This is a genomic window from Nostoc sp. MG11 (genome assembly GCF_014904695.1).
Taxonomy (GTDB): Bacteria; Cyanobacteriota; Cyanobacteriia; order Cyanobacteriales; family Nostocaceae; genus Komarekiella.
Genome location: NZ_JACXXN010000002.1, coordinates 490,013 through 512,061, shown reverse-complemented (window position 1 = coordinate 512,061; position 22,049 = coordinate 490,013). Strand labels below are relative to the sequence as shown.

The window sequence follows — 22,049 nt, the reverse complement described above, 5'->3', positions numbered from 1 at the left end:
CGCTACTCAATTAATAGCCATAGAGAGATTTTCTTAAAAAGAAACTTATATATTACTAGATAGTGTTTCCAAAAGTTAAGTAGGAAAACCGTACTCATCATACAGGTTTTCTGCACTATATATCTGAGTTTAGCTAGATACAATCAAGGTGTAGCTTAAGTAATGCTGTTGTTTAGAAAAGCTTAAAAAATCTACACAGCATTAGCAGGAGAGCGAAAATATGGCAAATCAATTGAAAACGGTAGCTTTGCTAGCTGCACTCAGTGGCTTATTGATTGCGATTAGTTATTGGATAATTGGCGGTACTGGTGGTTTGATTGTAGGAATTGGTTTAGCAGCAGTAACAAACCTATTTTCTTGGTATCAATCAGATAAAATTGCACTATCAGTTTACCGCGCCCAGCCTGTAAGCGAAAGTCAAGCGCCGGGACTATATCGAATGGTGCAGAGATTGTCTCAGCGTGCCAATATCCCCATGCCAGGAGTTTATATTGTTCCTAGTCAAACTGCCAACGCTTTCGCTACGGGGCGCGACCCAGAACACGCTGCTATAGCTGTCACCGAAGGCATTTTGAATATACTACCAGAGGACGAACTCGAAGGCGTTATTGCTCACGAACTTACCCATATTATTAATCGTGATACCCTGACACAAGCCGTTGCTGCTACTGTCGCTGGTGCTATTTCATTCTTAGCCCAAATGGTCAGCTACAGCTTATGGTTTGGTGGTGGTTCACGAAATGACAATAGAGGCGGAAATCCTTTAGGTATTCTATTAACGGTAATACTTGCGCCATTAGCTGCCACAATCATTCAGCTAGCAATTTCTCGCACACGAGAATTCTCCGCTGATGCTGGTTCTGCTAGATTAACTGGTAATCCCCGTGCTTTAGCTCAGGCATTACAACGGTTAGAAGCTACAGCAAAACAGTTACCTCTAAATGCCAACCCAGCATTTGAGCCGTTATTAATTATCAATCCCATCTCTGGCCAATTTCTGGGTAACTTATTTTCCAGTCATCCTGCCACTGAAGCACGAGTTGCAGCATTGTTAAAATTAGAGCAACAACTGCCAACTACAGCTTATTAAAAAAAGTTCAAGGTCAAAAGTAATTGATTTTGACTATTGACCCTTGACTCTTAACTAATCAATTCAGGATGCAGTTTTCATTCGATAGTCAGCTTTGCAATAAGGATATTTCAACTTATGAATGCTAACAACATCGAACCCATTGAAACCACAATAATCGAATCCACCGAATCCATAGTAGTAGTAGAAATCAGTTCTCAAACTGATGAAATGGTAGAAACCGAAATGGCAGGTGAGACGGATGAAGTTAAGCGCGAAACCAAAGCGCTCATTGAAGCGTTAAAAAGACGCGCTCAAGCTGAGGCAAAATCAGCAGGTACTCTTACCCGTGAAACATATTTGAAAGCTGTGCGTCAAGCACGGGAAGCAATTGAAGGGAGGAAACTTATTGAACGAGATCATCGCCTGGAATATGCTTGGGCAGTAATGCAGGATGAAGCTGAGAAAAACTGGTACTTGCTGATGAAAGAAGTAGTAGACTTCAGCCTTCGTCTTCAAAATGCTACTAAAGCCGCTTGGGAAGCCTTCAATGCTCCTCGCTCTCAACTTTAAGATATGGAGAGTCCAGAAAATATAATTCTTGTGAGGAGCAATTCTTGATTGTATCGATTATACATTAGGGGCGCACAACTAAGTGTACGCCCCTATAAATATTTGTGTTAAACCCGATTGAGAACCGCTTATACCAAGTTGGGAAAGATAGTATTTTGTCATATTTCGCTAGACTGCGTTTCGCTCAGTATCTCTGAGATTCCTCGCTCCGCTCAGAATGACAAGCAATTACAACTTGGTATTACCCTAAGCCCTGAAACTTGGAAATCAGGGGCAAAAGTTTACTACACTCTTCAACTAATGTTGTCGCACTGGGATAGTTATTGGGGTCGCAACTGGTTCGCACTTTTGAAAATCTGGGAAATCTTCAAAAAAAACACTCATGTATAAAACATGACAAGAATTTAAATAGTTAAATTTAACTTAAATTCTTTTTTTTAACTCTTACAATTTTACTTTTTATTTGATTTTATTTGATTAGTAACGAGGCAAAAACTGAACTTTTGCATGGCTGGCTCGATTTGTGATTCAACTACCTGAAAACATGCTGTAAATTATGGCTTGGCTGGATTCAAGCGCATTCATCATTGCAGATAAACTATTCTTACAACCAACCAAGCCATTCCAAGTCAAATCAAATACAAACCTTTATCTTGCTCTTTGCCGTGTATATCGTCCATCAAGTCCTTGCTTAATCCAACTTAGACATTCGTATTCAGATGTGAATAATTTGGGTGCAGCAATATTATTCAATAATTCTGGTGGATAATGATCGTAAAAATATTTACCTGCTTCTTGGAAGACAATAATCAAATTATTGCGGTAAATATATCGTGATTTAAAATTATCCCTTTGGCTACTAAATTCTAAATTTTTTTCAATATGTTCTTTGGCAATATCAACGATATTGCTAATACTGCTGCCATAGATTCTTGCTGGATTTTCTGCTTTGTGAAATTGGCTTTTTTGCCCAATTTCTGCTAGCAATCTATACGAATAAATTTCGTAATTATCTGCTTTGCCAAAAATAAATGGAATGATGAGGTATCCTTTATATGAGACTGATTTTTCATGAAGAAGACGGCTCATCTCAACCTCCTTTTGTGTAACTGCTCTCAAAAAATTGCCTGAATCAAATACACACTAAAAATTAATACATTTCTGTTAGTTACTCTCACATCTGACCTACACTCCACTACTCTTTTGCAAAGAAGGCTATATCCCCTGCAAAAGAGCAGCTAGGTTAATCTCGGTTTATCAGAAAAGTATCGCAACAATAATTATCGCTCTTTTTGAAATCAGTAAGCATTAAACTTGTGAATCAATCAGAGAAATTGATACGATTTGCTGTCATAATTAAGTAACTTATGTATTTGTATTGACAAAAATTTTACTTTTGCTACTGAGTATTTTGCTTCAATTTGATACTAAATCGGCATTTTTGGCGATCGCATAAAATTCAAAGCCACTGGGAGTGTATGCTTGCTCAGTAAACTAACTTGAAAATGTCGAGGAGATTGGTGATGATTCTCAAGTGAGGGAAACGAGCAAATTGCTCAAAGAGCCACGAATGAGATCAATACTCAACAAGAGCGTATAATTAACAAAGCCAAAAGCCAATGGAAAATTTACCCATCACATTTGTTTACATAACTATTGTCTCAAAGTTGCGAAACCAATTAAAGTGTTAATAAGCAGCGTTCAACCTATAGAGCAAGCGTTTGTCTGCGGTAACTGAACCGAAAAAATCAAAATTGGGTCAGACAAAATCATAGCTACCTAGGGGTATGAGTATATGAGCGAATCTAATTTTACAGATGCTTTGCAATGGACATCTGAAGCTAAAACAAAGTTGAAAAGTATTCCCTTTTTTGTTCGTTCTCAAGCTAAAGCCCGAATTGAGCAGCTTGCTCGTCAAGCAGAGCAAGAAATTGTGACAGCCGATTTAGTGGAACAGGCTAGGCTTGAGTTTGGACAGTGAAATATTTCGGATAGTTACTTAGATTACTCGGTTGGCTCTGTTAGACTTTTTAGATATTTCTACATAAGTATGGTATCTACATCTAAACACAAATGACTAATCCGCCGAGATTATGGGCAAGATGTTTTATTAAGTAGCTAGTGACCCCATTCTAAGGTAATTTCCAGATTGGCAGTGGAAGTACCTTTGACTAGTAAAGGTATGAGCTTACCCGATTCAATACAAATTTCTATACCAAATTTTACACTTGCTTTATCTGGCTTAGCTTTGTGTACTATCTCTGCAATTTCCTTGGTAAGAGATTCTATCGCAACGGTTACTTCGTTAAAAGGTTGGGTTTGAAAATTTATTTTGCGTTCGCCGATTAGTGTAGCTTCAACTCGGACATGTGTACCATCAGCAAGTTCTACCGAAATAATTCTAGTTTGGAGTTCCATGTTGATTTGACTGGATTACTCTGCTTTTATAACATTCAATCACTAGTAATAAATACAACTTTAAATTTTCAGGCAGTCTCAGTTTCCTATTGTACATAAGCATCCCATGCCTGATGTTAAGCAGGGATAACCAGGAAATTAGCTGAATTTACCTAGTCAACTTCCTTCCACGTTCATGGCTGCCAAAAAAGCCTTCTGACTAACATCTTTGTAAACTACATCCAAATAGTTCATTACCACATCACCAGAATTTAAATTTACGGCATGTTCTGCCTCTTTCGCCAAAGGAATCGCTCCCAATACGTCTAATATTGTCTCGCTACTCGACGGTGCAATTACTACCAAGGATGACTCTAGTGGCTCGTTATATTGCCAGAAAGCGTCAATTGTTACTGTGTATTGGTTGTTGGGAACTAACTGTTGAACTTCAGAGGTTTCAATAGTGTGAGCTTCAACCTTGGCACTACGTAAATTTCGTAAATCACTAATAATTTGCTCTTTCGTGCGTCCACGCAATTGAAATAGTACAAATGGATCTTCACTGAAGCGATCGCCTAACTGATAGTAAATAGCACCAACGTGTTTACAAGGATTTGCTTTATCAGGACATGAGCATTTACTGTGGATATCAGAGAGAGTAAAAGGAAATAAAGAAAGACCATTCGCTGTAAACACTTCTTCTATATTTTGTGGCATTTCCCCTGCCAGCAGCTTAGCAGCAAAAGTTACTTTATGGGACATTGTTTCAATTACATAACCCCACTGTTCATCACTAAAAGGATCAAGAGAAAGGGAAACTTTATAAGGTTCTGCTTCACTACCTTGTACTCTCGCTAAGACTTTTGCACCTTTAAACTCGATACTCAAGACATTTCCCTGACGAGCATAGTTTCTAGCACGTTCCAAACGCTTTTTAAATCGATAAGAATCTAGCAAATCAAGCCATCGTTGTGACCACCATTCTCGGCTTGACTGAAGAGTAAAATTAGTCATATTTTTTCTTATTTGATTAAATAAATTAGTGGAAAAATGCTAACCTATCTGGTATTTTATATTATCAAAATTAAAATTTTGACATTTTTTAGTTTAGACACTTCTGCTTACATCCCATTTTTTTTTAAAATACTCAACAAAATTTGTTAGTAATCCTCTTCCTCGACTAAAGTCTTTGCCTTCCACAATTTCAAAATGTGTACAGTCAGCTGTATGGTCGTTGAGAAAAATAGAATAATAACCTAGTTTAGGAGTATCTTTTCTTCTATCAAATAAGATATAAAAAGGCACGCAAGTAAGCCCATCATAAATTCTTAATTCTAGATTATGCCCATAGCTTGGATCGTTTCTTAAGTTACGCATTGCGGTAATGAAGTCTCGAAGTCCTACAACCCAGGCTTGACCTTCATCCATCTCATTAGATCTATGAGTAGCATTAGGACAATCAGGATCTATTGCAAGAATATGGATCTTAACTCCTTCTTGCAGAGCATTCTTTACGTCTTCAAGGTACCCTTTACGAAGTGAGCAGTAGGTATCATGCCAATACACCGTATCTCCATTCTTTGCAATGCGAAAAATGCTACCGAAATCCATCTGTTCGTGTACCCTCCGAAAACCCTGTTCAGAGAAAGCCTTGATCTTGAACATATTCTCCAAGCGGTTAACCAGTGAATCTCGATCATAGATAACTGAAACCCAGCTAGCTAACAGTGCCGACCCAGTTGTTGATAGTAGTTGCGACCAGAAACCTAAAGTATTTTGAGTAAACAAACCGACAGTTAAAAGTATTAAACCAATAGTAAATACTACGGATGTTGGAGTGAAATAAGTTGCAAAGTTACTTAATGGATTATCGTATCTATGATTATTATTTTGAGGCATTAACGTTCCGCAGCTAGAAGTCAAGATTCAAGATGACATGAAGATAAAATGAAAAATTCATTCCTAAAATCGAACTAACTAGAACGGTTAGAAGAGGAATATGCTAGTGTAACTGACTTAAAACTTGCAGATGAAGTCCTAGAAGAATGTGCTGGAATTTTATCAAACTTTACATTATCTGATGGAAAAAGTTCTTGAAAAAGAGTTTGACTCAATTCAAATTTCTTAAGATGCTCTTTTTCATCCTGCTGCCCTCTTAGCCCAGAATAGGGATAATGATCTAAGAATCGACCGAATAAATATTGGCAATCATTCCGATATTTCTCAGTGTCAAGAATATGAACATGCCAAACATTATCAATTTCCTTTGTAGGTACTAGTTCTTGCTCAGGATATAAAGCATTTAAAAAAAGGAATTTCTTATATTGAGAAACTGCATATTCTGCTTTTTCTCGGCTCCACTTATGAACATCTTTCGGATGAGTTAGCTTAATAATTATTGATTCCAAATCAAGATTCTCAAACTTAGGCAAGAGTGCGCGTTTGGATTCATTATTAATACTTGTTCCCAACATAAAACATACCTGACAAATTTGATATATTAATTATACCTTGTGCAAGTAGATTGATTTTCTGCTGTCAATCACACTTTACGTTTCTTGTGAGAATTCAGATCAGGAGATATTGACAAGTGTGATACTGGAGGCAGAGTATAGCAACTATGCAAAAATACCTGCCTGGAAAACCAGAGGATGAAACCCTTGTTCAGTTGCCAACAAAGCAACTGATAGACAATTGTTCTAATTGATGAAGGTTTTAAAAATTACGCGAAATTCCAAGAAAATCAAGATGTTCCTAATTTATTAACTGTCGTACAAACCTGTTGCCGCCAAGGACGTTCCGTAATTGAATTTTTTGTGCAAGCTATAAAAGCAATGGTCAATCCTTCTGTGCAGGTATTATCTTCAGTACCTCAACTTTAGATCTGAATCCTTACCCTTCTTATTTATTCTGCATCTTCATCAATTACTGCATTGCGGTCAAGTAGTAATAAGTTACGGAGTTGATCTGTATCCAATTCGGTCAGCCATTCTTCACCCGCACCTACAACTTGTTCAGCTAGTTGTTTTTTACTTTCAATCATGTCATGAATTTTCTCTTCTAAAGTGCCAGTACAGACAAATTTATGTACTTGCACGTTGCGGGTTTGACCTATACGAAATACTCGGTCTGTAGCTTGATTTTCCACGGCTGGATTCCACCATCTATCAAAGTGAAATACATGATTTGCTCGTGTTAAATTTAGCCCTACTCCACCTGCTTTTAGTGAAAGAATCATAATTGGCGGCCCTTGGGGATCGTGTTGGAAACGGTCAATCATTTCCTCCCGTTGTTTTTTACTGGTGCTGCCATATAAAAAGAAGATTTCTCGCCCCAGTTGTTTTTCTAGATGGGGTTTGAGTAATTTACCCCACTCAGCAAATTGAGTGAATATTAAAGCGCGATCGCCTTCTGCTAAAACCTCTTCTAACATTTCTTCTAGCCGCATAAGTTTGGCTGAATTATGTTCCTCTAATGTAGCTTGTTTCAAATACTGGGCTGGATGATTGCAGATTTGTTTAAGCTTGATAAGTAAAGCTAAAATCATTCCCCGCCGTTGCAATCCTTGAGACGATTCAATCTCTGCTAAAGACTCTTCTACGACTTTTTGATAAAGTGCCGCTTGTTCAGTAGTCAAACCACAAAATACTGTCATTTCTTGCTTATCTGGTAAGTCTTGAATAATTTCGCGATCGCTTTTCAGACGGCGCAGAATAAATGGTTGAACTAATGCACGCAACTGACTCAAAGAAGCCATATCACCATACTTTTCAATTGGCATGGCAAACCGCCGCTGAAAAAACTGTCGCTTGCCCAAATATCCAGGATTGAGAAAATCTAAAATCGACCACAATTCTTGCAATCTATTTTCTACTGGTGTACCTGTCAAGGCAACGCGAAATCCAGCTTCTAATTGTCTCACTGCTTGTGACTGTTTCGCATCGGGATTTTTGACATTCTGCGCTTCATCTAAAACAATTGCTTGCCAAGAAATACTCTGTAATGACTTGATATCTCGATGAATTAATGAGTAACTAGTAATGACTAAATCGTGTTTTTTAGCTGCTTCGACAAAAGCTTTACCTTTGGGTCGTTTATCACCGTGATACTGTAAAACTTTCAACGTTGGGGCGAATTTCTTAACTTCCCTTTCCCAATTTCCTAAAACAGAAGTTGGACAAACAAGTATGGTTGGCTTTTCTAATAGACCTTGTTCTTTCAAGTGCAGAAGAAAGGCGATAAACTGAATGGTTTTACCCAATCCCATATCGTCGGCGAGACACGCGCCCAAACCCCAACGCTCCAAGAAGGCTAGCCAAGCAGCACCTCGTTCTTGATACGGTCGCAACTGTCCCTGAAAGCCAGTAGGTGTGGGCAAAGGTGCGTAGGCGTAGCCCGTCGTAGACATCGCCTGATTATTTGTTAGCGCCCCAATTAACTCTTGTAATGCTCCAGACGCCTCAAAGCTGACCACTGGTAGCTTTTCAATCACTTGGGTATCTCCAGTACTAAGACGCAAAGCATCTTCCAAGGAAAGCGCCATTTGGTCTTTGCGAGAGGCGAAAAAGGCTTGGGCTGTCTTGATGTCTTGGGGGCGCAACTCCACCCACTCGCCGTTAATTTCTACAAGTGGGCTATTCAATGCCACAAGTCTATCAAACTCCGCTTTAGAAATAGTCTGTCCGCCAATTCCCAATTGCCATTGAAAATTTAACAAACTCTGTAACCCCAAGCTTCCTTGCTTTTTCTTTGGAGTTTCAGCAGTAATTTTCAAACCCAAACGGTTCGCCCATCCTTCGCGGTTTGCCAAACTGGGAGGTAAAATCACGCCCAAACCACTATCTTCCAGTCTCCAAGCTACAGATTTAATAAATTCATACGCCTGTATGGGAGTGAGACGACAAGATTGGGGATATTCAGTTTCTAAGCTGGTTGCGTAGGGGCTTTGCCCCTTGTCGCCAGACATCGCAGGATACAATCTTGAAGCTAATCCCAAACCGCCCAAAAATGTTTCTTGAGGTTGGTCAATTATCCGATTTTCATAAACCAACCGCTCAACTGGATTTTTCCAAATAGTTGCCGCATCCACTAAAAACTCTGGATTGTCAGCCGCCTGGAGGAAATACGCCAATATCCAATCTACTTCTCCAGGCTCCGGGGAACGCAGTTGAAAACAGGTGCGAAATAGAGTTTTTAGAGCTAGTTGATATTGTAGCGGCATAGTCCAAGCTTTTAGCGCCGCTTCCAGTCGTTCGACTCCAATTACATCTGTATTGGCTGTATGAGATGCACTAGTTAAAGATTGCAACCATTGTCGCACCGCAGACGGTAGAGATGCCATTACCTTTGTTTCAACGATGGGCTGGGAACCTACCATTTCTCGCACTTGGGCATCTATCATACTATTGAGAAATCCCAGCAATAATTCTTGAGGTTCGGTGGGGAAGTCCACCGCTAGGTGAGAAGATGAGGAAGATATTGCTCCTCCGTTCCCTTGATAGGTGCGACAAGCTAATGGCATGTTTGCCGAAAATCTTTCTAGACGGCTTCCATCTACAGCACTATCTAAAAGTACTTGCCACTTCGCAACGATAGAATCATCAGATTGGCGTTGGATAGTCGGTAAAAACTTACAACGCGAGATTAAATCTAAGCTCCAGCGAGCGACTTGCGACCAAAAACGTAAATCTCCTCCCAAAAAGGCATCTTCTCCATTAGCAACATTTAGAGGAACAGAAGTGAGAAATTTCATTGCTGCGGTGGGATTAAGACAAAAACCTTCAACTTGCCACGGTTGTAAGTATTGTGGGGATTGTGTTTCAAAGTCTAATGTGGCAGAGGCAGAATGTACTGGGGTTAATACTGTTCCCTCCTTACTCTCTGAAATATAAGTTAGTAGAGAAATTATTTGGGAGTGCGTTGGCATTATCTCAGCAGTATTTACACCTTTGCGGGTTCGCCCAGTATTAGCTAAAGCAACTTGCGGTTGCTGCGTTTTATTAATTGTAATGTTATGCAAATCACTAAAGGTGATGCTTTGCGTAGCTTGCTTCCCTGTAGGAGTACGCAACCACTCACTTAACTCAACTGGTGTCATTGCCAATGGATGTGGTGGAACATTTGGCGATGAATTCAACTCAAAATTTACCCGCGAGGATCGCCATGTTTCGCCCCAAACAAATAAACAACCACTTTGATTTTTTAGTAACCAACTACCGTGTAAAATCGCCATTTGCTAACTACTCAGATTTTCACCAAATTTCAGCATTAACTAATTATTGTCGTTTTAAAACAATTATATTGAATACAAATTCAATATAATAAACACATTAAATCAATGAGACATCCTAAACATTAAAAAGAATAAAAATTACTATTTATAAATTTTAAATAATCAGACACACTAAGACTAGATTATATGCATTTTCTAGAGCGGAAGATCGTAAGGGTACTACTAAATGTTGTAATTATTGAAGGTAAAATATAATCCAAAACAACCTCTCTTTCAGAGAAAATTTACGGCTTATTAGTTGAGTCAGGATACGTTAGTTATTAGGGTATCTGTTCAGGACGTTACACACAAGCCAAAAGAAGTATTGGGGGCGTTTTATTTAAAACTAAACTTTCCTAGTCAGTACAGCTATATTTGCAACGCTGGTTTTATTGTACAACCTACCGGGGTCAGAGTATAGGACGGTTCATGGAACAAGGCTCTTGACAGCAGCTAGGTTTGACTACGAGGCAGTGATGTTTGATTTTGCCTTTGAAACTAATATACCTTCAATTACACTTTGGCAGTCGTTAGGATTTAATATTATTGGGTGTATTCCGCGTTTAGCAAAGCTGAGCGATAGACAAGTAGATAGATACCTGATCTTGTATCGCGCTTTGCATTGAAAGACTTGTTTATCTTTGTGTGTAACGGAAGTCAGCCATAGGGCATAAATGTTAGGATTGCCACAGAGAGCGAATAGCGAAAGAGAAGGAAAAAAAACTGAATGGCAGAAGTTGATAAGTCAATATCCTTTGATGGACGGGATATTCGACTGAAAGTAGGCCTATTAGCTCCCCAAGCTGGTGGGTCAGTTTTAATACAATCGGGGGACACAGCTGTATTAGTGACGGCTACGCGATCGCAAGCCAGAGAAGGCATTGATTTTCTTCCCCTCACAGTAGATTACGAAGAAAGGCTATATGCCGCTGGTAGGATTCCCGGAGGGATAATGCGACGGGAAGGTCGTCCACCAGAAAAAACAATTCTCACCAGCCGTCTCATAGATCGTCCCCTGCGTCCTCTATTCCCTTCATGGTTACGGGATGACCTGCAAATTATTGCATTAACGCTATCGATGGATGAGCTAGTACCACCCGATGTGCTAGCGGTTACAGGTGCTTCAATAGCTACTCTAATTGCTCAGATTCCCTTTAATGGGCCAATGGCGGCAGTACGGGTTGGCTTAGTGGGAGATGATTTCATTATTAACCCCACCTATGCAGAAATTGAAGCCGGAGATTTGGATCTAGTTGTAGCAGGTTCACCACATGGCGTGATCATGGTGGAAGCGGGAGCGAACCAGTTACCAGAACGGGATATTATCGAGGCGATTGATTTTGGCTACGAAGCAGTGCGAGATTTAATTAAGGCACAGCAAGATTTAGTAGCAGAACTAGGTTTGGTAATAGTGCAAGAAGCACCACCAGAGGTAGACCAAACGCTGGAAAACTATATCAGCGATCGCGCTAGCAGTGAGATTAAGAAAATCCTGTCACAATTTGAATTCACCAAACCCGAACGCGATGCCGCTTTAGATGTAGTAAAAGATACGATTGCAACTGCGATCACTGATCTACCAGAAGAAGACCCAATTCGAGTTGCTGCAACCGCAAACAGCAAAGCCCTTGGTAATACTTTTAAAGACATTACCAAGAAGTTTATGCGCCGACAAATCATCGAAGATAATGTCCGCGTTGATGGTCGCAAACTTGATGAAGTGCGTCCCGTTTCTTGTTTAGTTGGTGTTTTACCAAAGCGAGTTCACGGTAGCGGGTTATTTAACCGGGGACTAACTCAGGTATTATCCACTTGTACTCTGGGGACACCGGGGGATGCCCAAAACCTCAACGATGACATGCAGCTAGATCAACAAAAGCGTTATCTGCATCATTACAACTTCCCGCCTTTTTCAGTCGGAGAAACCAAGCCGATGCGTGCGCCAGGAAGACGTGAAATCGGTCACGGGGCATTAGCAGAGCGATCGCTGCTACCTGTACTACCATCAAAGGAACAATTTCCCTACGTAATCCGCATCGTCTCGGAAGTACTTTCCTCCAACGGTTCCACCTCAATGGGTTCAGTGTGCGGTTCCACCCTTGCCTTAATGGATGCTGGTGTGCCAATTCTCAAACCCGTCAGTGGCGCAGCAATGGGTCTGATTAAGGAAGGGGATGAAGTACGAGTCCTGACTGACATTCAAGGTATTGAAGACTTCTTGGGTGACATGGACTTCAAAGTTGCCGGTACTGATGCCGGGATTACCGCCTTGCAAATGGATATGAAAATCTCCGGTCTGTCGTTGGACGTTATTTCCCAAGCCGTCCACCAAGCCAAATCAGCCAGGTTGCACATTTTAGAGAAAATGCTCGGCTGCATTGACGGGCCGCGCACTGAAACCTCACCCTATGCCCCACGTCTATTAACAATCAAGATTGATTCAGACATGATTGGTCTGGTTATTGGGCCTGGAGGCAAGACTATTAAGGGCATTACTGAGGAAACTGGTGCCAAGATTGACATCGAAGATGACGGCACTGTGACAATTTCCGCTGTAGATGAAAGCAAGGCAAAGAGAGCGCGTAACATCATCCAAGGCATGACCCGCAAGCTGCATGAAGGGGATGTTTACGTAGGACGAGTAACTCGGATTATACCAATAGGTGCATTTGTGGAATTTCTGCCTGGAAAAGAAGGCATGATCCACATTTCTCAATTAGCTGACTACCGTGTTGGCAAAGTTGAGGATGAAGTAGCAGTTGGGGATGAAGTGATTGTCAAAGTGCGCGAAATTGACAATAAAGGTCGGATTAATCTCACACGTTTGGGTATCCATCCAGATCAAGCAGCAGCAGCGCGAGAAGCTGCGGCAGTGAATCGTTAAATCGATTTGGAATTTTAGAGCAAATCTAAAATCCGCGATGCCTACGGCAAGGCATCGCCTTATGCTTCTTAAATCAGTTGTCTAGATTAGATAGGAAAAGGAGCCGAACGACTGAGGTCGCGCGCCACTTCCTCTACTTAGGGAAACCCCAAGACCGGAGTGGCTTGGCTACCTGAACAAATTCTTCTATTGTCTAATATTGGATTTCGTCTTTAGGCTACCTGAAAGCTAAAACTGAGACTTGCCCAATTATTCACATCCAAGATATATGAGTCAGCAGCTATACTATTCATCTCGCCTTTAACTGCACTGGCGTTATGCAAATCTTGTAGCAAGGCTTGTGCAACTTCTAAAGGATTCAGTAATGCGCTAATTAGTAGCTGTTGGTCAGCGGTGGAATACTTAGCTGCATCCAAAGCGGCGAGAGTTTCGCTCAAGGGAGCAGTGCTGAGGATCAGTTGTTGTTCACAAAAGAAGGCTGGGCCTGGAATCACCCAATCAGATGCAGCAGCAGTAGTTTGGGGTAAGGTGAGAGTTCCGCCAGGGGTGATAACCAGTTGTGTGAGCAGAGGTTTGGTGTCTAGATTATTTGGTTCTTGGGTGGTTTGCCAAGGGTAGAAGGCAACTGCTGTTCGATTATTCTTTAATCCTAGTAAGATTAAATATACTGGGCGATTGCCTAGATTTTGCACTCGATACTGCATTCGACTACCAATAGGAACTGTAGGAATGCTGGGTGATTTGCTAATGGATTTTTCCGAACTAAGAGTTCGCAATGTTTGCCGCTGCATAATCACGCGAGACGATATGCTATTAATTATTTCTAAAGTTGCCTTGACTGCTAAGCCAGAAGAACCTTCATTTTCTGTGAGCCGCCATAACTTGGCTGCGAGTAAGGTTTTAAATTTCGGCGCTAACCGTTGTACAGCGACTTTCACAGCTTCCCCAGCTTCCCCAGCAGTGTTGAGAATTAGCTCACCACCAAGGGAAAATAGACCATAGCGACTGGGTGTTTGCTCTAGTTTACCAAGCACATAGTCAGCTGGTTGTTCCCCCGCAACGACACTAGAAACGCGGGGAATGGTAGCAGCAAAGGCGCTTGTAGCATCTACCCGTTCAATTCTTTCTAATTCCGTATCTAGAGCAACTGTTAAATCAATATTCCGAGGTAAAACCCGAACTGCTTCCTGCACAAGTTGCCCTTGTAGGGGGATTGTAGCATCAATGCTGGAAATTTGGGCTTTTGCTGTTAACCCAGTACGCGATCGCAATATTAACTGTTCTCCCGTTAAGAGCGTCAGGCGAGAATTAACTCCGTAGTATTCCAGCACTTGTGGAGGTAATCCTGCTAACCATAAATGGACTGTTTTCCTATCTTCTTCAACTGCTGTCACCGCTCCTTGAGCAGCAATGTTCATCTCTGGGAAAAAATTCTCAGCTAAGGCTCCCTTGGAATTTTTTTTGCTACTAACTAATGCTGGCTGCTGTTTGCTACCCAATTTGTATAGAGAACTTTCGACATCAGCGAGAATGAATTGAATTGTTGTGGCTGGGGTGGATTCCCACAAGTGTTGTGTCAAGGCGTAAGTAAATAACCCAGCGCTAAAATCAGAAAATACTCCTTCCCTTGCCAGCTGTTTTGGATCTGAGGTAGCGGATAGGACTAGAGTATTTAGGCTGAGTGAAGTTTTAGTTTTGAGTTGTTTGAGAAAGTCGAGTTCCGCTGCTGCTAATTGTGCATTTACTGACTCTTGACGGGTACGAATTCTCGATCCGATCTGGGCTGTGGTGGGAGCGTCATAGCTAGTATCCAATACTGCCGTTACTCTATCTGTGGGGAGCGATCGCAACAATAATAATACAGTTTCTTCTAATAAATAGTTGACTATTTTCTCATCTTGTGAAATTTTATTCTCACTAGCTGGTATAAGAGCATTTTGCCCCGCCATATCTAGCGATGTTCCGCTCACGCGAGTGCCGTAGCCGCTAAAGTGGAAGACAACGACATCACCAAGTTTAGCTTGGCCCAAGTGATCCATAAAAGCCGCCTCAATGAATTCCCGGCTAGCTTGTTCCTCAGTTAACGTCAGAATATCTGAGGCTTGGAAACCAAAACGGTGAATCAACAGCTCTCTTTGCAATTCCACATCAGTCAAACAACCACTCAAGGCTGAATGTGGATATTGATTAATGCCTATTAATAATGCCAACTTACGTGGACTGGGTTGTGCTAAGGCTTGGTAGTAGCGATTTCCCAAGGTCAACCACTCAGCCTCAGTTATCCCCAATACCGCGAGTATTGAGCCAATTGTGTGTAAAAACGTCCGCCGCTTCATAAATTAGCTATCAGTTCTCAGCCCATCAGCTAGCAGCTTAATGGGCTGAACTCTGTAGTGTAAAGTATTTGCAATCTATCCTAAACCGATACTTGTGTACGCATGGCTCGCGCCAACTCCGCCGCCACTTCAGGACGGGAAAATTCAGGTGGAGGTAACTCACCTCGACGCAGCATTTCCCGGACTTTCGTTCCCGACAGGTGAACGCGCTCCTCTGGTTTGCTGGGGCTGGTTTTAGTCGTTGCCATCTGCTTGGTGCGTGTACAGTAGAAAGCATGTTCAAATTTCATCGGCACAATGCCTAATTCATCAGGCGCAAACTCTTCAAAGATGTACTGAGCATCGTAAGTACCGTAATAATCGCCAACACCAGCATGATCTCGTCCGACGATAAAGTGAGTACAGCCGTAGTTTTTGCGGACTAAAGCATGGAATATTGCTTCACGAGGGCCAGCATAACGCATTGCCGCCGGATTAATTGCCAAAATCACCCGGTCTGCGGGGTAGTAGTGTTCCAGCAAAATTTCATAGCAACGCATCCGCACATCAGCCGGAATATCATCTTCTTTAGTCGCCCCGACTAACGGGTGTAAAAATAGACCATCCACAGTTTCTAAAGCGCATTTTTGAATATATTCATGAGCGCGGTGGATGGGGTTGCGAGTTTGAAAGCCAACAATCGTTTTCCAGCCTTGATCTTTAAACATTTGCCGTGAGGCAGCAGGATCGATTTGGTAGGTGGGAAACTGGGAATGGGCATCGCGTTGCAATAGCCAAATATCTCCTGCAAGATTTATAGAACCTTGGTTATAGACTACTTGGACACCAGGATGTTTGGCATCGTCAGTGCGGTAGACATTTATGGCTTCGCGGTTTTTGTCGTAGTGATATTTTTGTGTCAGCTGCAAAACCCCGATAAACTCGCCCCTGGAGTTATCTAGACGAATCAAGCCGCCTTCTTTTAGGGGGGAAGCTACTTCTTCTGTTACTGAAAGTGTAATCGGTATTGACCACACAAGACCGTTCGCTAACCGCATTTGGGTGACTACGCGATCATAGTCTTCTTGGTTCATAAAACCCGTGAGTGGACTAAAACCGCCGATCGCAATCATTTCTACATCAGAAACAGCTCGCTCATCAAGTTGCACTCGCGGCAAAAAGTCGGCTTTTGAGAGAAATTCTGCTCTTTGCTCTGGTGTGGCGATCCGGTTAACCAACTCTCCACCGTGGGGGGTAATGGCATCTGGATGGTGACTCAACGTAATCCCCTCTTTGCGTTAACTGCTGTTGTTTCAAACTATGTACTAACTTATCAAAATGCTGGTACGGCGAGAAAAATAGTTTAGGGAATGGAGGAAAATTTTGCAACTAGCGAGTCTATTTTGCAAGAACTGGGGGAAAAGCGATCGCTACGAGTTGCTTACAGTGAGTCTACGTTAGAAATTATAGTTCCTCTACCCGAACACGAAAAATCAAAGGACTTGATTTCGGATATTGTAAAAATCTTGCTGAACATCGCCGGGAAAAGTTATGAACCCTTCGGTTCAACCACCTTTAAGCGGGAAAATACAGCGGGGGTAGAACCAGATGCTTGCTTCTACATCAAGAATTATCAAAGAATGATTGATCGTCGCAAACTGGAACCAGATGATCAGCCTCCTGATTTGGCAATTGAAACAGATGTGACATCAAAAACAACTCTTGATGCTTACGAAGCGATCGCTGTTCCAGAACTATGGATTTACGATAGTAAAAAACTGAGAATTTATTTACTATAGATTTTTAGACGAGTAATGTTTCTCTTGGTCAATTCTTGCTCGTTTAAAATTGCTTCAGTCATCGTTGACTCCATAAGTAACTATCTTTTCAGTGCCATATTGGTCTTAAAAACAAGATCCCCCTCCTCGCAGCAAAGAGAACTCACAGCAACGGCTTATGTTGCTCTAAAGTTTGGAGTAGGGGTTTTTTTGCAACTAAAACTGTTCAATAATTCCGCCACCCAGCACTTTTTCCCCGTCGTACCATACCGCAGCTTGTCCGGGGGTGATGCTGATTTGGGGTTCATCAAACACCAAACGCACACGGGAGTTTTCCAACGGAATCACCGTCACTGGTGTAGGCGTTGAACGATAGCGAATTTGCACTTCGGCGTGAATCGGGGTGGATGGTTCGGCGATGGACACCCAGTTTACTCGCGCTACAGTGCATTCTGGCTGAGTTACCTTAGTGCGATCGCCTACAACTACTTTATTATTAACCGCATCTAATTCAATCACATACAGCGGTTCCGGGGCAGCAATTCCCAACCCTTTGCGCTGGCCAATGGTGTAGTGATGGACACCATCATGCTGTCCTAAAACTTTGCCTGCGGTATCCACAATATCGCCTGTTTTGGGCGCAAGATACTTATCCAGAAATGCCCGCATGGAACCATTACTTTCCACTAAGCATAAGTCCTGACTTTCTGGCTTATCAGCGGTTTTGAGTCCGTATTCAGCGGCGATGCGGCGCGTGTCAGCTTTTTCCAGTTCGCCCAAAGGAAATATGCTGGCTGCGAGTAAATCTTGAGACAAGTCATAGAGAAAGTAGGATTGATCTTTTTTACGGTCAACTGCTCTTAACAAGTGATAACGCCCAGTAGCTTGATCATAGTTAATTTGAGCATAATGACCTGTAGCAATGCGATCGCATCCCAATTCTGCGCGAGCATACTGCACCATCGGCCCAAACTTCACCGTTTTATTACACTGAGAGCAAGGCAAAGGCGTGATTCCAGCGCTGTAACCAGCCACCAAGTAATCGACTATATGTGTTTGAAAAACATCCCGAATATCAACAACCTGATGAGGAACGCCTAGTTGTTCACAAATCTCAGCCGCGTCGATCATACCTTCAGAGCAACACTGACCTTTGCCTTTCATTAGCCAAAGAGTCAAACCAATCACTTCATAGCCCTGATGGTGCAGGATAGCAGCGGCGGTGGAACTGTCAACGCCACCCGAAAGACCAACGACGACTTTTTTCATAACCCTAAATCTTGTTAGGCTACTGGCTGTTACCGACTGGGATTAAAACCCATGCAATACAACAACCTTATGGCAAAATTTTAACTTTACACAACTTTCTATTTGTGGTTTTTATGCAATCAAGGCAACGCCATGTTTACGGAACTCGTGGTTGCCACTGGTTGTAACTCACGCTTTAGAAAGTGCTTGCTCCTTTCCGGTATTTGTAATGGTGACGCTGTACTCGGCATATGAGTAGAGGCTTTTCATTCAAGCACCACACGGAAGCAGCGTGATTGTTAAATTGTAGCATACACCTCTTCAAAGCCTTACTATCAGGGCACTTCAGTTTATGAACAACTAAATCAGCGATCAATCACTAGTCATTTTGGGAGCAGAAGGGCAGTGCAGGCGGGGGGCAGAGGAAATATATCAGAACTTACGCACTCAGATCCCCCAACCCCCTTAGAAAGGGGGCTTTAGACGTTCCCCCCTTAAAAAGGGGGGTTAGGGGGGATCAGGGTTTCAGGCTTCAGTGCGTAAGTCCTATATATTTATTTTGGCAACAATGAGTCTTTGATACTCGTTCATCCACCTTTGAACTCCGTTAACGAGTCTTTGATACTCGCGAACAAGCATAAAAACTCTACTCTTTTGCTCTCCCTGCTCCCCTGCCTCCTTCCTTCCTCCTGCCTAATGTATTTGTTGCCACGTAAATGAGCTAATTTTACGCAAACACTATATAGTTGCTACAACGGCGAACTAATTAGTTGCTGTAGGAAATTGCCTAGAAATGTTGTGACTATTTTGTGACTATTATGTCGAGTGCAATACCAAGTCAATTTATCCGCTTTCAGATGCTATTCCGAAATTCTAAGCGCCAGCGTCCAGCGCACAGACTTCTCTATCTATTCGTGGGAGGATGGTTAGCGCTGACCCCCCACTCTACCTCAGCCCAAGCACAAATCCACAACAGTAGTGTGTTGCTGGCTCAACAAAGGGTAGTTGAAACTTTACCACCACCGCCAGATCTCCAACCGATTCCTTATGGTCAGCAGCCGTTACCGCAGTTAGAACCAGTACAACCAGTACAGGTTAATCAATATGAGCGGGACTTTCAGCCCTTCCAACCAGCACAGGCTAATAAATATAGCCAGAACTTTGAGCGTTATTTAGTATATGTTGATAGCAATGATCCCCGGACACTGGAACAAATACGTCTGATTGAACCCAGAGCTTATATCCGCCAGTACCAAGGACGTACTGTAATCCAGTCAGGAGTTTTTAGCAGAGCATCTAACGCTCAACAACGAGTTAGAGAACTGAAGTCATACGGGATAAATAGCGCCCGGATCGTCAGTTTTGCTGATGGACAGGAAGTAACTACTTCCTCCTCTTTTAGAGGCGATCCTGGTAGAGACAATTCTAGAAGGCAAGAATCTAGATACTATGTCGCCATTCCTGCCAAAGCCGAAGAGTTAGCCGGAATCGCCGCCCGAATTAGGCAGAATCTAGGACAAAATGGCGGTGTATTTGAAAGGCTCAAACCACGAGGGCCACACGTAGCAGTCGGGCCTTTCCCTGAGCGTTTCCAAGCAGAGGAATGGAATAAGTATTTACGAGATTATTTGGGATACGGTGATGCCAGGGTTTACTACGGAAAATAAATTGAGTGCTGAGTAGGGAGTTAAAAGTTAGAAATAGCCCTTTCAAGGTGGGTAAAAATCCCAATATTTCTCGTTTTCATTTTTGTGTCTTAGTGCCTTGGTGGTTCAAAAGTCATTTTTTAACCACTAAGACACTAAGACACCAAGAAAAATACATTACACATTGAAAGGACTAGAGTTAAAAGTTAATTAAAAATCTAAAACTCACAACTTACTACTTATGACTCAGCATAGGCTAAACGCCCCGCTACCGCTAACAACACTGATGCCAGCCAGGCAAGAACAAATTTCGCAAGTGGTCGTTACTGCTGGGCAAATGCGCGGTATTGAGGAGCGTATCTTTGCAGCAGGAATGCCTGTAGTGGCTTTAATGGAAAAAGTGGCGGGGTTAATTGCGCGTCGCATTCAAGCGCTGATCCCTCCTGCAAAAGAGAAATCTCGTGTCGGGATTTTAGTCGGCCCCGGTCATAATGGGGGGGATGCTTTGGTAGTAGCTCGTGAATTACACTTTCGCGGGTATGAAGTCTGGATATATTCTTCTTTCTCAAAGCTCAAGGAATTAACTTCGCAGCACTTGCAGTACGCCCAAAGTTTGGGCATCCCAGTTTATCAGACCATTACACAACTGCCAAATGCTGATTTTTTGATTGATGGGTTGTTTGGATTTGGTTTAGAAAGAACGCTCACAGATCCCATCGCCTCTGCAATTAATCAGCTAAATGAATTTTCTGTACCAATTATTAGTATTGATTTGCCGTCGGGTTTACACACCGATACAGGTGAGGTGTTGGGAACTGCTATTCGTGCTACTCACACGTTTTGTCTGGGTTTATGGAAGCTGGCTTGTTTACAAGATCAGGCTTTAGATTATCTCGGCAAAGTTGAGTTAATCGATTTTGATATTCCTTTAGCTGACGTGCAAGCTGTTCTGGGGGATGCACCCAAGATTAAACAGATTACACCAGCAACGGCACTTTCCACTCTTCCCTTACCTCGTCCACCAGTGACTCACAAGTATAAGGAAGGACATTTACTGCTAATTTGTGGTTCACGCCGCTATGCTGGTGGAGCAATTTTAACTGGTTTGGGCGCGCGGGCAAGTGGTGTGGGAATGCTTTCAATTGCCGTACCCGAATCTCTTAAACCTCTTTTAGTGTCACATTTGCCTGAAGCGCTGATTGTTGGTTGTCCAGAGACGGAAAGCGGAGCGATCGCTCACCTCCAACTCCCAGAAAACACTGATTTGAGTTCTTTTAATGCGATCGCTTGTGGCCCCGGTTTAACACGAGATGCCACTCCGATTGTCCAAGAAGTCATAGAAAGCGAACGCCCTCTACTCCTCGATGCCGATGGTTTGAATATCCTGGCACAAATGGGAACGATCCCCACTTTACAAAAGCGCCAAGCAGTAACGATACTCACACCTCATACTGGTGAATTCCAGCGATTGTTTCCCGATGTCGCAGATCCCAAAAAAGACAGGGTGAAAGCAGTACGGGAAGCAGCGGCACAAAGTGGTGCGGTGGTGTTGTTGAAAGGGGCAAGAACTGCGATCGCAAATCCCCAAGGTGCAGTTTGGATTAACCCAGAAAGTACTCCAGCTTTAGCCCGTGGCGGTAGTGGTGACGTGTTGACTGGGCTACTAAGTGGATTATTGGCCCAAGCGGCGACTAAACAGATTCCCGTAGAGGATATTGTTGCAACTGCTTCTTGGTGGCATTCCCAAGCAGGTATTTTAGCAGCCCAAGAACGCACTGAGTTAGGTGTAGATGCGTTCACATTGACACAGTACTTAATGCAAGTTCTAAGTAAAGTTAGTTGATCTGGTTGTTCCTAGCCTCTGCTCC

At 42.4% G+C, this 22,049-nt stretch carries 16 protein-coding genes and 1 pseudogene; 8 read left to right on the top strand and 9 right to left on the bottom strand.

The features are described 5' to 3' along the window. Positions 1-220 precede the first annotated feature (220 nt). Together HCR01_RS04845 and HCR01_RS04840 are read left to right on the top strand one after the other, a co-directional pair. Complete coding sequence (locus HCR01_RS04845; RefSeq protein ID WP_193195011.1) at positions 221-1,090, top strand: zinc metalloprotease HtpX; 870 nt, start codon at positions 221-223, stop codon at positions 1,088-1,090. 117 nt (positions 1,091-1,207) lie between these two features. Continuing rightward, positions 1,208-1,642 (top strand): hypothetical protein, encoded by a 435-nt coding sequence (locus HCR01_RS04840; RefSeq protein WP_193195009.1) that lies wholly within the window; start codon positions 1,208-1,210, stop codon positions 1,640-1,642. A 648-nt stretch (positions 1,643-2,290) separates the two neighbouring features. Here HCR01_RS04840 and HCR01_RS04835 read toward each other — a convergent pair. Further along, on the bottom strand, positions 2,291-2,731 hold the full coding sequence (locus HCR01_RS04835; protein ID WP_193195007.1) for a hypothetical protein: 441 nt from the start codon (positions 2,729-2,731) through the stop codon (positions 2,291-2,293). 706 nt (positions 2,732-3,437) lie between these two features. On the opposite strand from HCR01_RS04835, the gene HCR01_RS04830 reads away from it, so the two are divergent. Further along, positions 3,438-3,623, top strand: coding sequence for a PCP reductase family protein (locus tag HCR01_RS04830; RefSeq protein ID WP_162396754.1), 186 nt, complete (start codon positions 3,438-3,440; stop codon positions 3,621-3,623). A gap of 137 nt (positions 3,624-3,760) precedes the next feature. Here HCR01_RS04830 and HCR01_RS04825 read toward each other — a convergent pair whose 3' ends face one another. The 5 genes from HCR01_RS04825 to HCR01_RS04805 all read right to left on the bottom strand — a co-directional run bounded on the left by HCR01_RS04825 (position 3,761) and on the right by HCR01_RS04805 (position 10,271). Beyond that, on the bottom strand, positions 3,761-4,060 hold the full coding sequence (locus tag HCR01_RS04825) for a CU044_2847 family protein (protein WP_162396755.1): 300 nt from the start codon (positions 4,058-4,060) through the stop codon (positions 3,761-3,763). A 156-nt stretch (positions 4,061-4,216) separates the two neighbouring features. Further along, positions 4,217-5,053 carry an SWIM zinc finger family protein gene (locus HCR01_RS04820; RefSeq protein ID WP_193195005.1) on the bottom strand — a complete coding sequence of 279 codons (837 nt, stop codon included), beginning with the start codon at positions 5,051-5,053 and terminating at the stop codon, positions 4,217-4,219. A gap of 93 nt (positions 5,054-5,146) precedes the next feature. Next, positions 5,147-5,938, bottom strand: coding sequence for a hypothetical protein (locus HCR01_RS04815; protein ID WP_193195003.1), 792 nt, complete (start codon positions 5,936-5,938; stop codon positions 5,147-5,149). Between the two features lie 74 nt (positions 5,939-6,012). Continuing rightward, positions 6,013-6,513, bottom strand: a complete 501-nt coding sequence (locus HCR01_RS04810) for a glycine-rich domain-containing protein (RefSeq protein ID WP_193195001.1) — start codon at positions 6,511-6,513, stop codon at positions 6,013-6,015. 431 nt (positions 6,514-6,944) lie between these two features. Further along, positions 6,945-10,271 (bottom strand): DEAD/DEAH box helicase, encoded by a 3,327-nt coding sequence (locus HCR01_RS04805; RefSeq protein ID WP_193194999.1) that lies wholly within the window; start codon positions 10,269-10,271, stop codon positions 6,945-6,947. Positions 10,272-10,753: 482 nt separating this feature from the next. Here HCR01_RS04805 and HCR01_RS40385 point away from each other — a divergent pair, with 482 nt between their 5' ends. Further along, positions 10,754-10,936: a hypothetical protein gene (locus HCR01_RS40385; protein WP_320073080.1), complete on the top strand. Its 183-nt coding sequence runs from the start codon at positions 10,754-10,756 to the stop codon at positions 10,934-10,936. Positions 10,937-11,037: 101 nt separating this feature from the next. Further along, on the top strand, positions 11,038-13,194 hold the full coding sequence (locus HCR01_RS04795; protein ID WP_193194997.1) for a polyribonucleotide nucleotidyltransferase: 2,157 nt from the start codon (positions 11,038-11,040) through the stop codon (positions 13,192-13,194). A 212-nt stretch (positions 13,195-13,406) separates the two neighbouring features. On the opposite strand, the gene HCR01_RS04790 is transcribed toward HCR01_RS04795, so the two are convergent. Both HCR01_RS04790 and sat read right to left on the bottom strand, forming a co-directional pair. Then, positions 13,407-15,530 carry a caspase family protein gene (locus tag HCR01_RS04790; RefSeq protein WP_193194995.1) on the bottom strand — a complete coding sequence of 708 codons (2,124 nt, stop codon included), beginning with the start codon at positions 15,528-15,530 and terminating at the stop codon, positions 13,407-13,409. Between the two features lie 80 nt (positions 15,531-15,610). Next, complete coding sequence (sat, locus tag HCR01_RS04785; RefSeq protein ID WP_193194993.1) at positions 15,611-16,789, bottom strand: sulfate adenylyltransferase; 1,179 nt, start codon at positions 16,787-16,789, stop codon at positions 15,611-15,613. 90 nt (positions 16,790-16,879) lie between these two features. Here sat and HCR01_RS04780 point away from each other — a divergent pair. Then, a pseudogene (locus HCR01_RS04780) lies at positions 16,880-17,305 on the top strand (Uma2 family endonuclease); the annotation flags it as partial. A 198-nt stretch (positions 17,306-17,503) separates the two neighbouring features. Here the strand turns inward: HCR01_RS04780 and mnmA are convergent. Beyond that, positions 17,504-18,556 carry a tRNA 2-thiouridine(34) synthase MnmA gene (gene mnmA / locus HCR01_RS04775; RefSeq protein ID WP_193194991.1) on the bottom strand — a complete coding sequence of 351 codons (1,053 nt, stop codon included), beginning with the start codon at positions 18,554-18,556 and terminating at the stop codon, positions 17,504-17,506. Positions 18,557-19,353: 797 nt separating this feature from the next. Between mnmA and HCR01_RS04770 the strand changes: the two genes are divergently transcribed. Together HCR01_RS04770 and HCR01_RS04765 are read left to right on the top strand one after the other, a co-directional pair. After that, the gene (locus HCR01_RS04770) at positions 19,354-20,202 is read left to right on the top strand and encodes a hypothetical protein (RefSeq protein WP_226889115.1); all 849 of its coding nucleotides are present in this window, start codon (positions 19,354-19,356) and stop codon (positions 20,200-20,202) included. A gap of 265 nt (positions 20,203-20,467) precedes the next feature. Beyond that, positions 20,468-22,024, top strand: coding sequence for an NAD(P)H-hydrate dehydratase (locus tag HCR01_RS04765; protein ID WP_193195215.1), 1,557 nt, complete (start codon positions 20,468-20,470; stop codon positions 22,022-22,024). Positions 22,025-22,049 lie beyond the last annotated feature (25 nt).

What these genes read in the sequence shown, in the direction of transcription:
- HCR01_RS04765 (WP_193195215.1), top strand. Translation starts at nt 20,468, where the DNA reads ATGCCAGCCAGGCAAGAACAAATTTCGCAAGTGGTCGTTACTGCTGGG.
- HCR01_RS04815 (WP_193195003.1), bottom strand. Translation starts at nt 5,938, where the DNA reads ATGCCTCAAAATAATAATCATAGATACGATAATCCATTAAGTAACTTT.
- HCR01_RS04805 (WP_193194999.1), bottom strand. Translation starts at nt 10,271, where the DNA reads ATGGCGATTTTACACGGTAGTTGGTTACTAAAAAATCAAAGTGGTTGT.
- HCR01_RS04845 (WP_193195011.1), top strand. Translation starts at nt 221, where the DNA reads ATGGCAAATCAATTGAAAACGGTAGCTTTGCTAGCTGCACTCAGTGGC.
- HCR01_RS04810 (WP_193195001.1), bottom strand. Translation starts at nt 6,513, where the DNA reads ATGTTGGGAACAAGTATTAATAATGAATCCAAACGCGCACTCTTGCCT.
- HCR01_RS04820 (WP_193195005.1), bottom strand. Translation starts at nt 5,053, where the DNA reads ATGACTAATTTTACTCTTCAGTCAAGCCGAGAATGGTGGTCACAACGA.
- HCR01_RS04790 (WP_193194995.1), bottom strand. Translation starts at nt 15,530, where the DNA reads ATGAAGCGGCGGACGTTTTTACACACAATTGGCTCAATACTCGCGGTA.
- HCR01_RS04795 (WP_193194997.1), top strand. Translation starts at nt 11,038, where the DNA reads ATGGCAGAAGTTGATAAGTCAATATCCTTTGATGGACGGGATATTCGA.
- HCR01_RS04825 (WP_162396755.1), bottom strand. Translation starts at nt 4,060, where the DNA reads ATGGAACTCCAAACTAGAATTATTTCGGTAGAACTTGCTGATGGTACA.
- HCR01_RS04840 (WP_193195009.1), top strand. Translation starts at nt 1,208, where the DNA reads ATGAATGCTAACAACATCGAACCCATTGAAACCACAATAATCGAATCC.
- mnmA (WP_193194991.1), bottom strand. Translation starts at nt 18,556, where the DNA reads ATGAAAAAAGTCGTCGTTGGTCTTTCGGGTGGCGTTGACAGTTCCACC.
- HCR01_RS04770 (WP_226889115.1), top strand. Translation starts at nt 19,354, where the DNA reads ATGTCGAGTGCAATACCAAGTCAATTTATCCGCTTTCAGATGCTATTC.
- HCR01_RS04835 (WP_193195007.1), bottom strand. Translation starts at nt 2,731, where the DNA reads ATGAGCCGTCTTCTTCATGAAAAATCAGTCTCATATAAAGGATACCTC.
- HCR01_RS04830 (WP_162396754.1), top strand. Translation starts at nt 3,438, where the DNA reads ATGAGCGAATCTAATTTTACAGATGCTTTGCAATGGACATCTGAAGCT.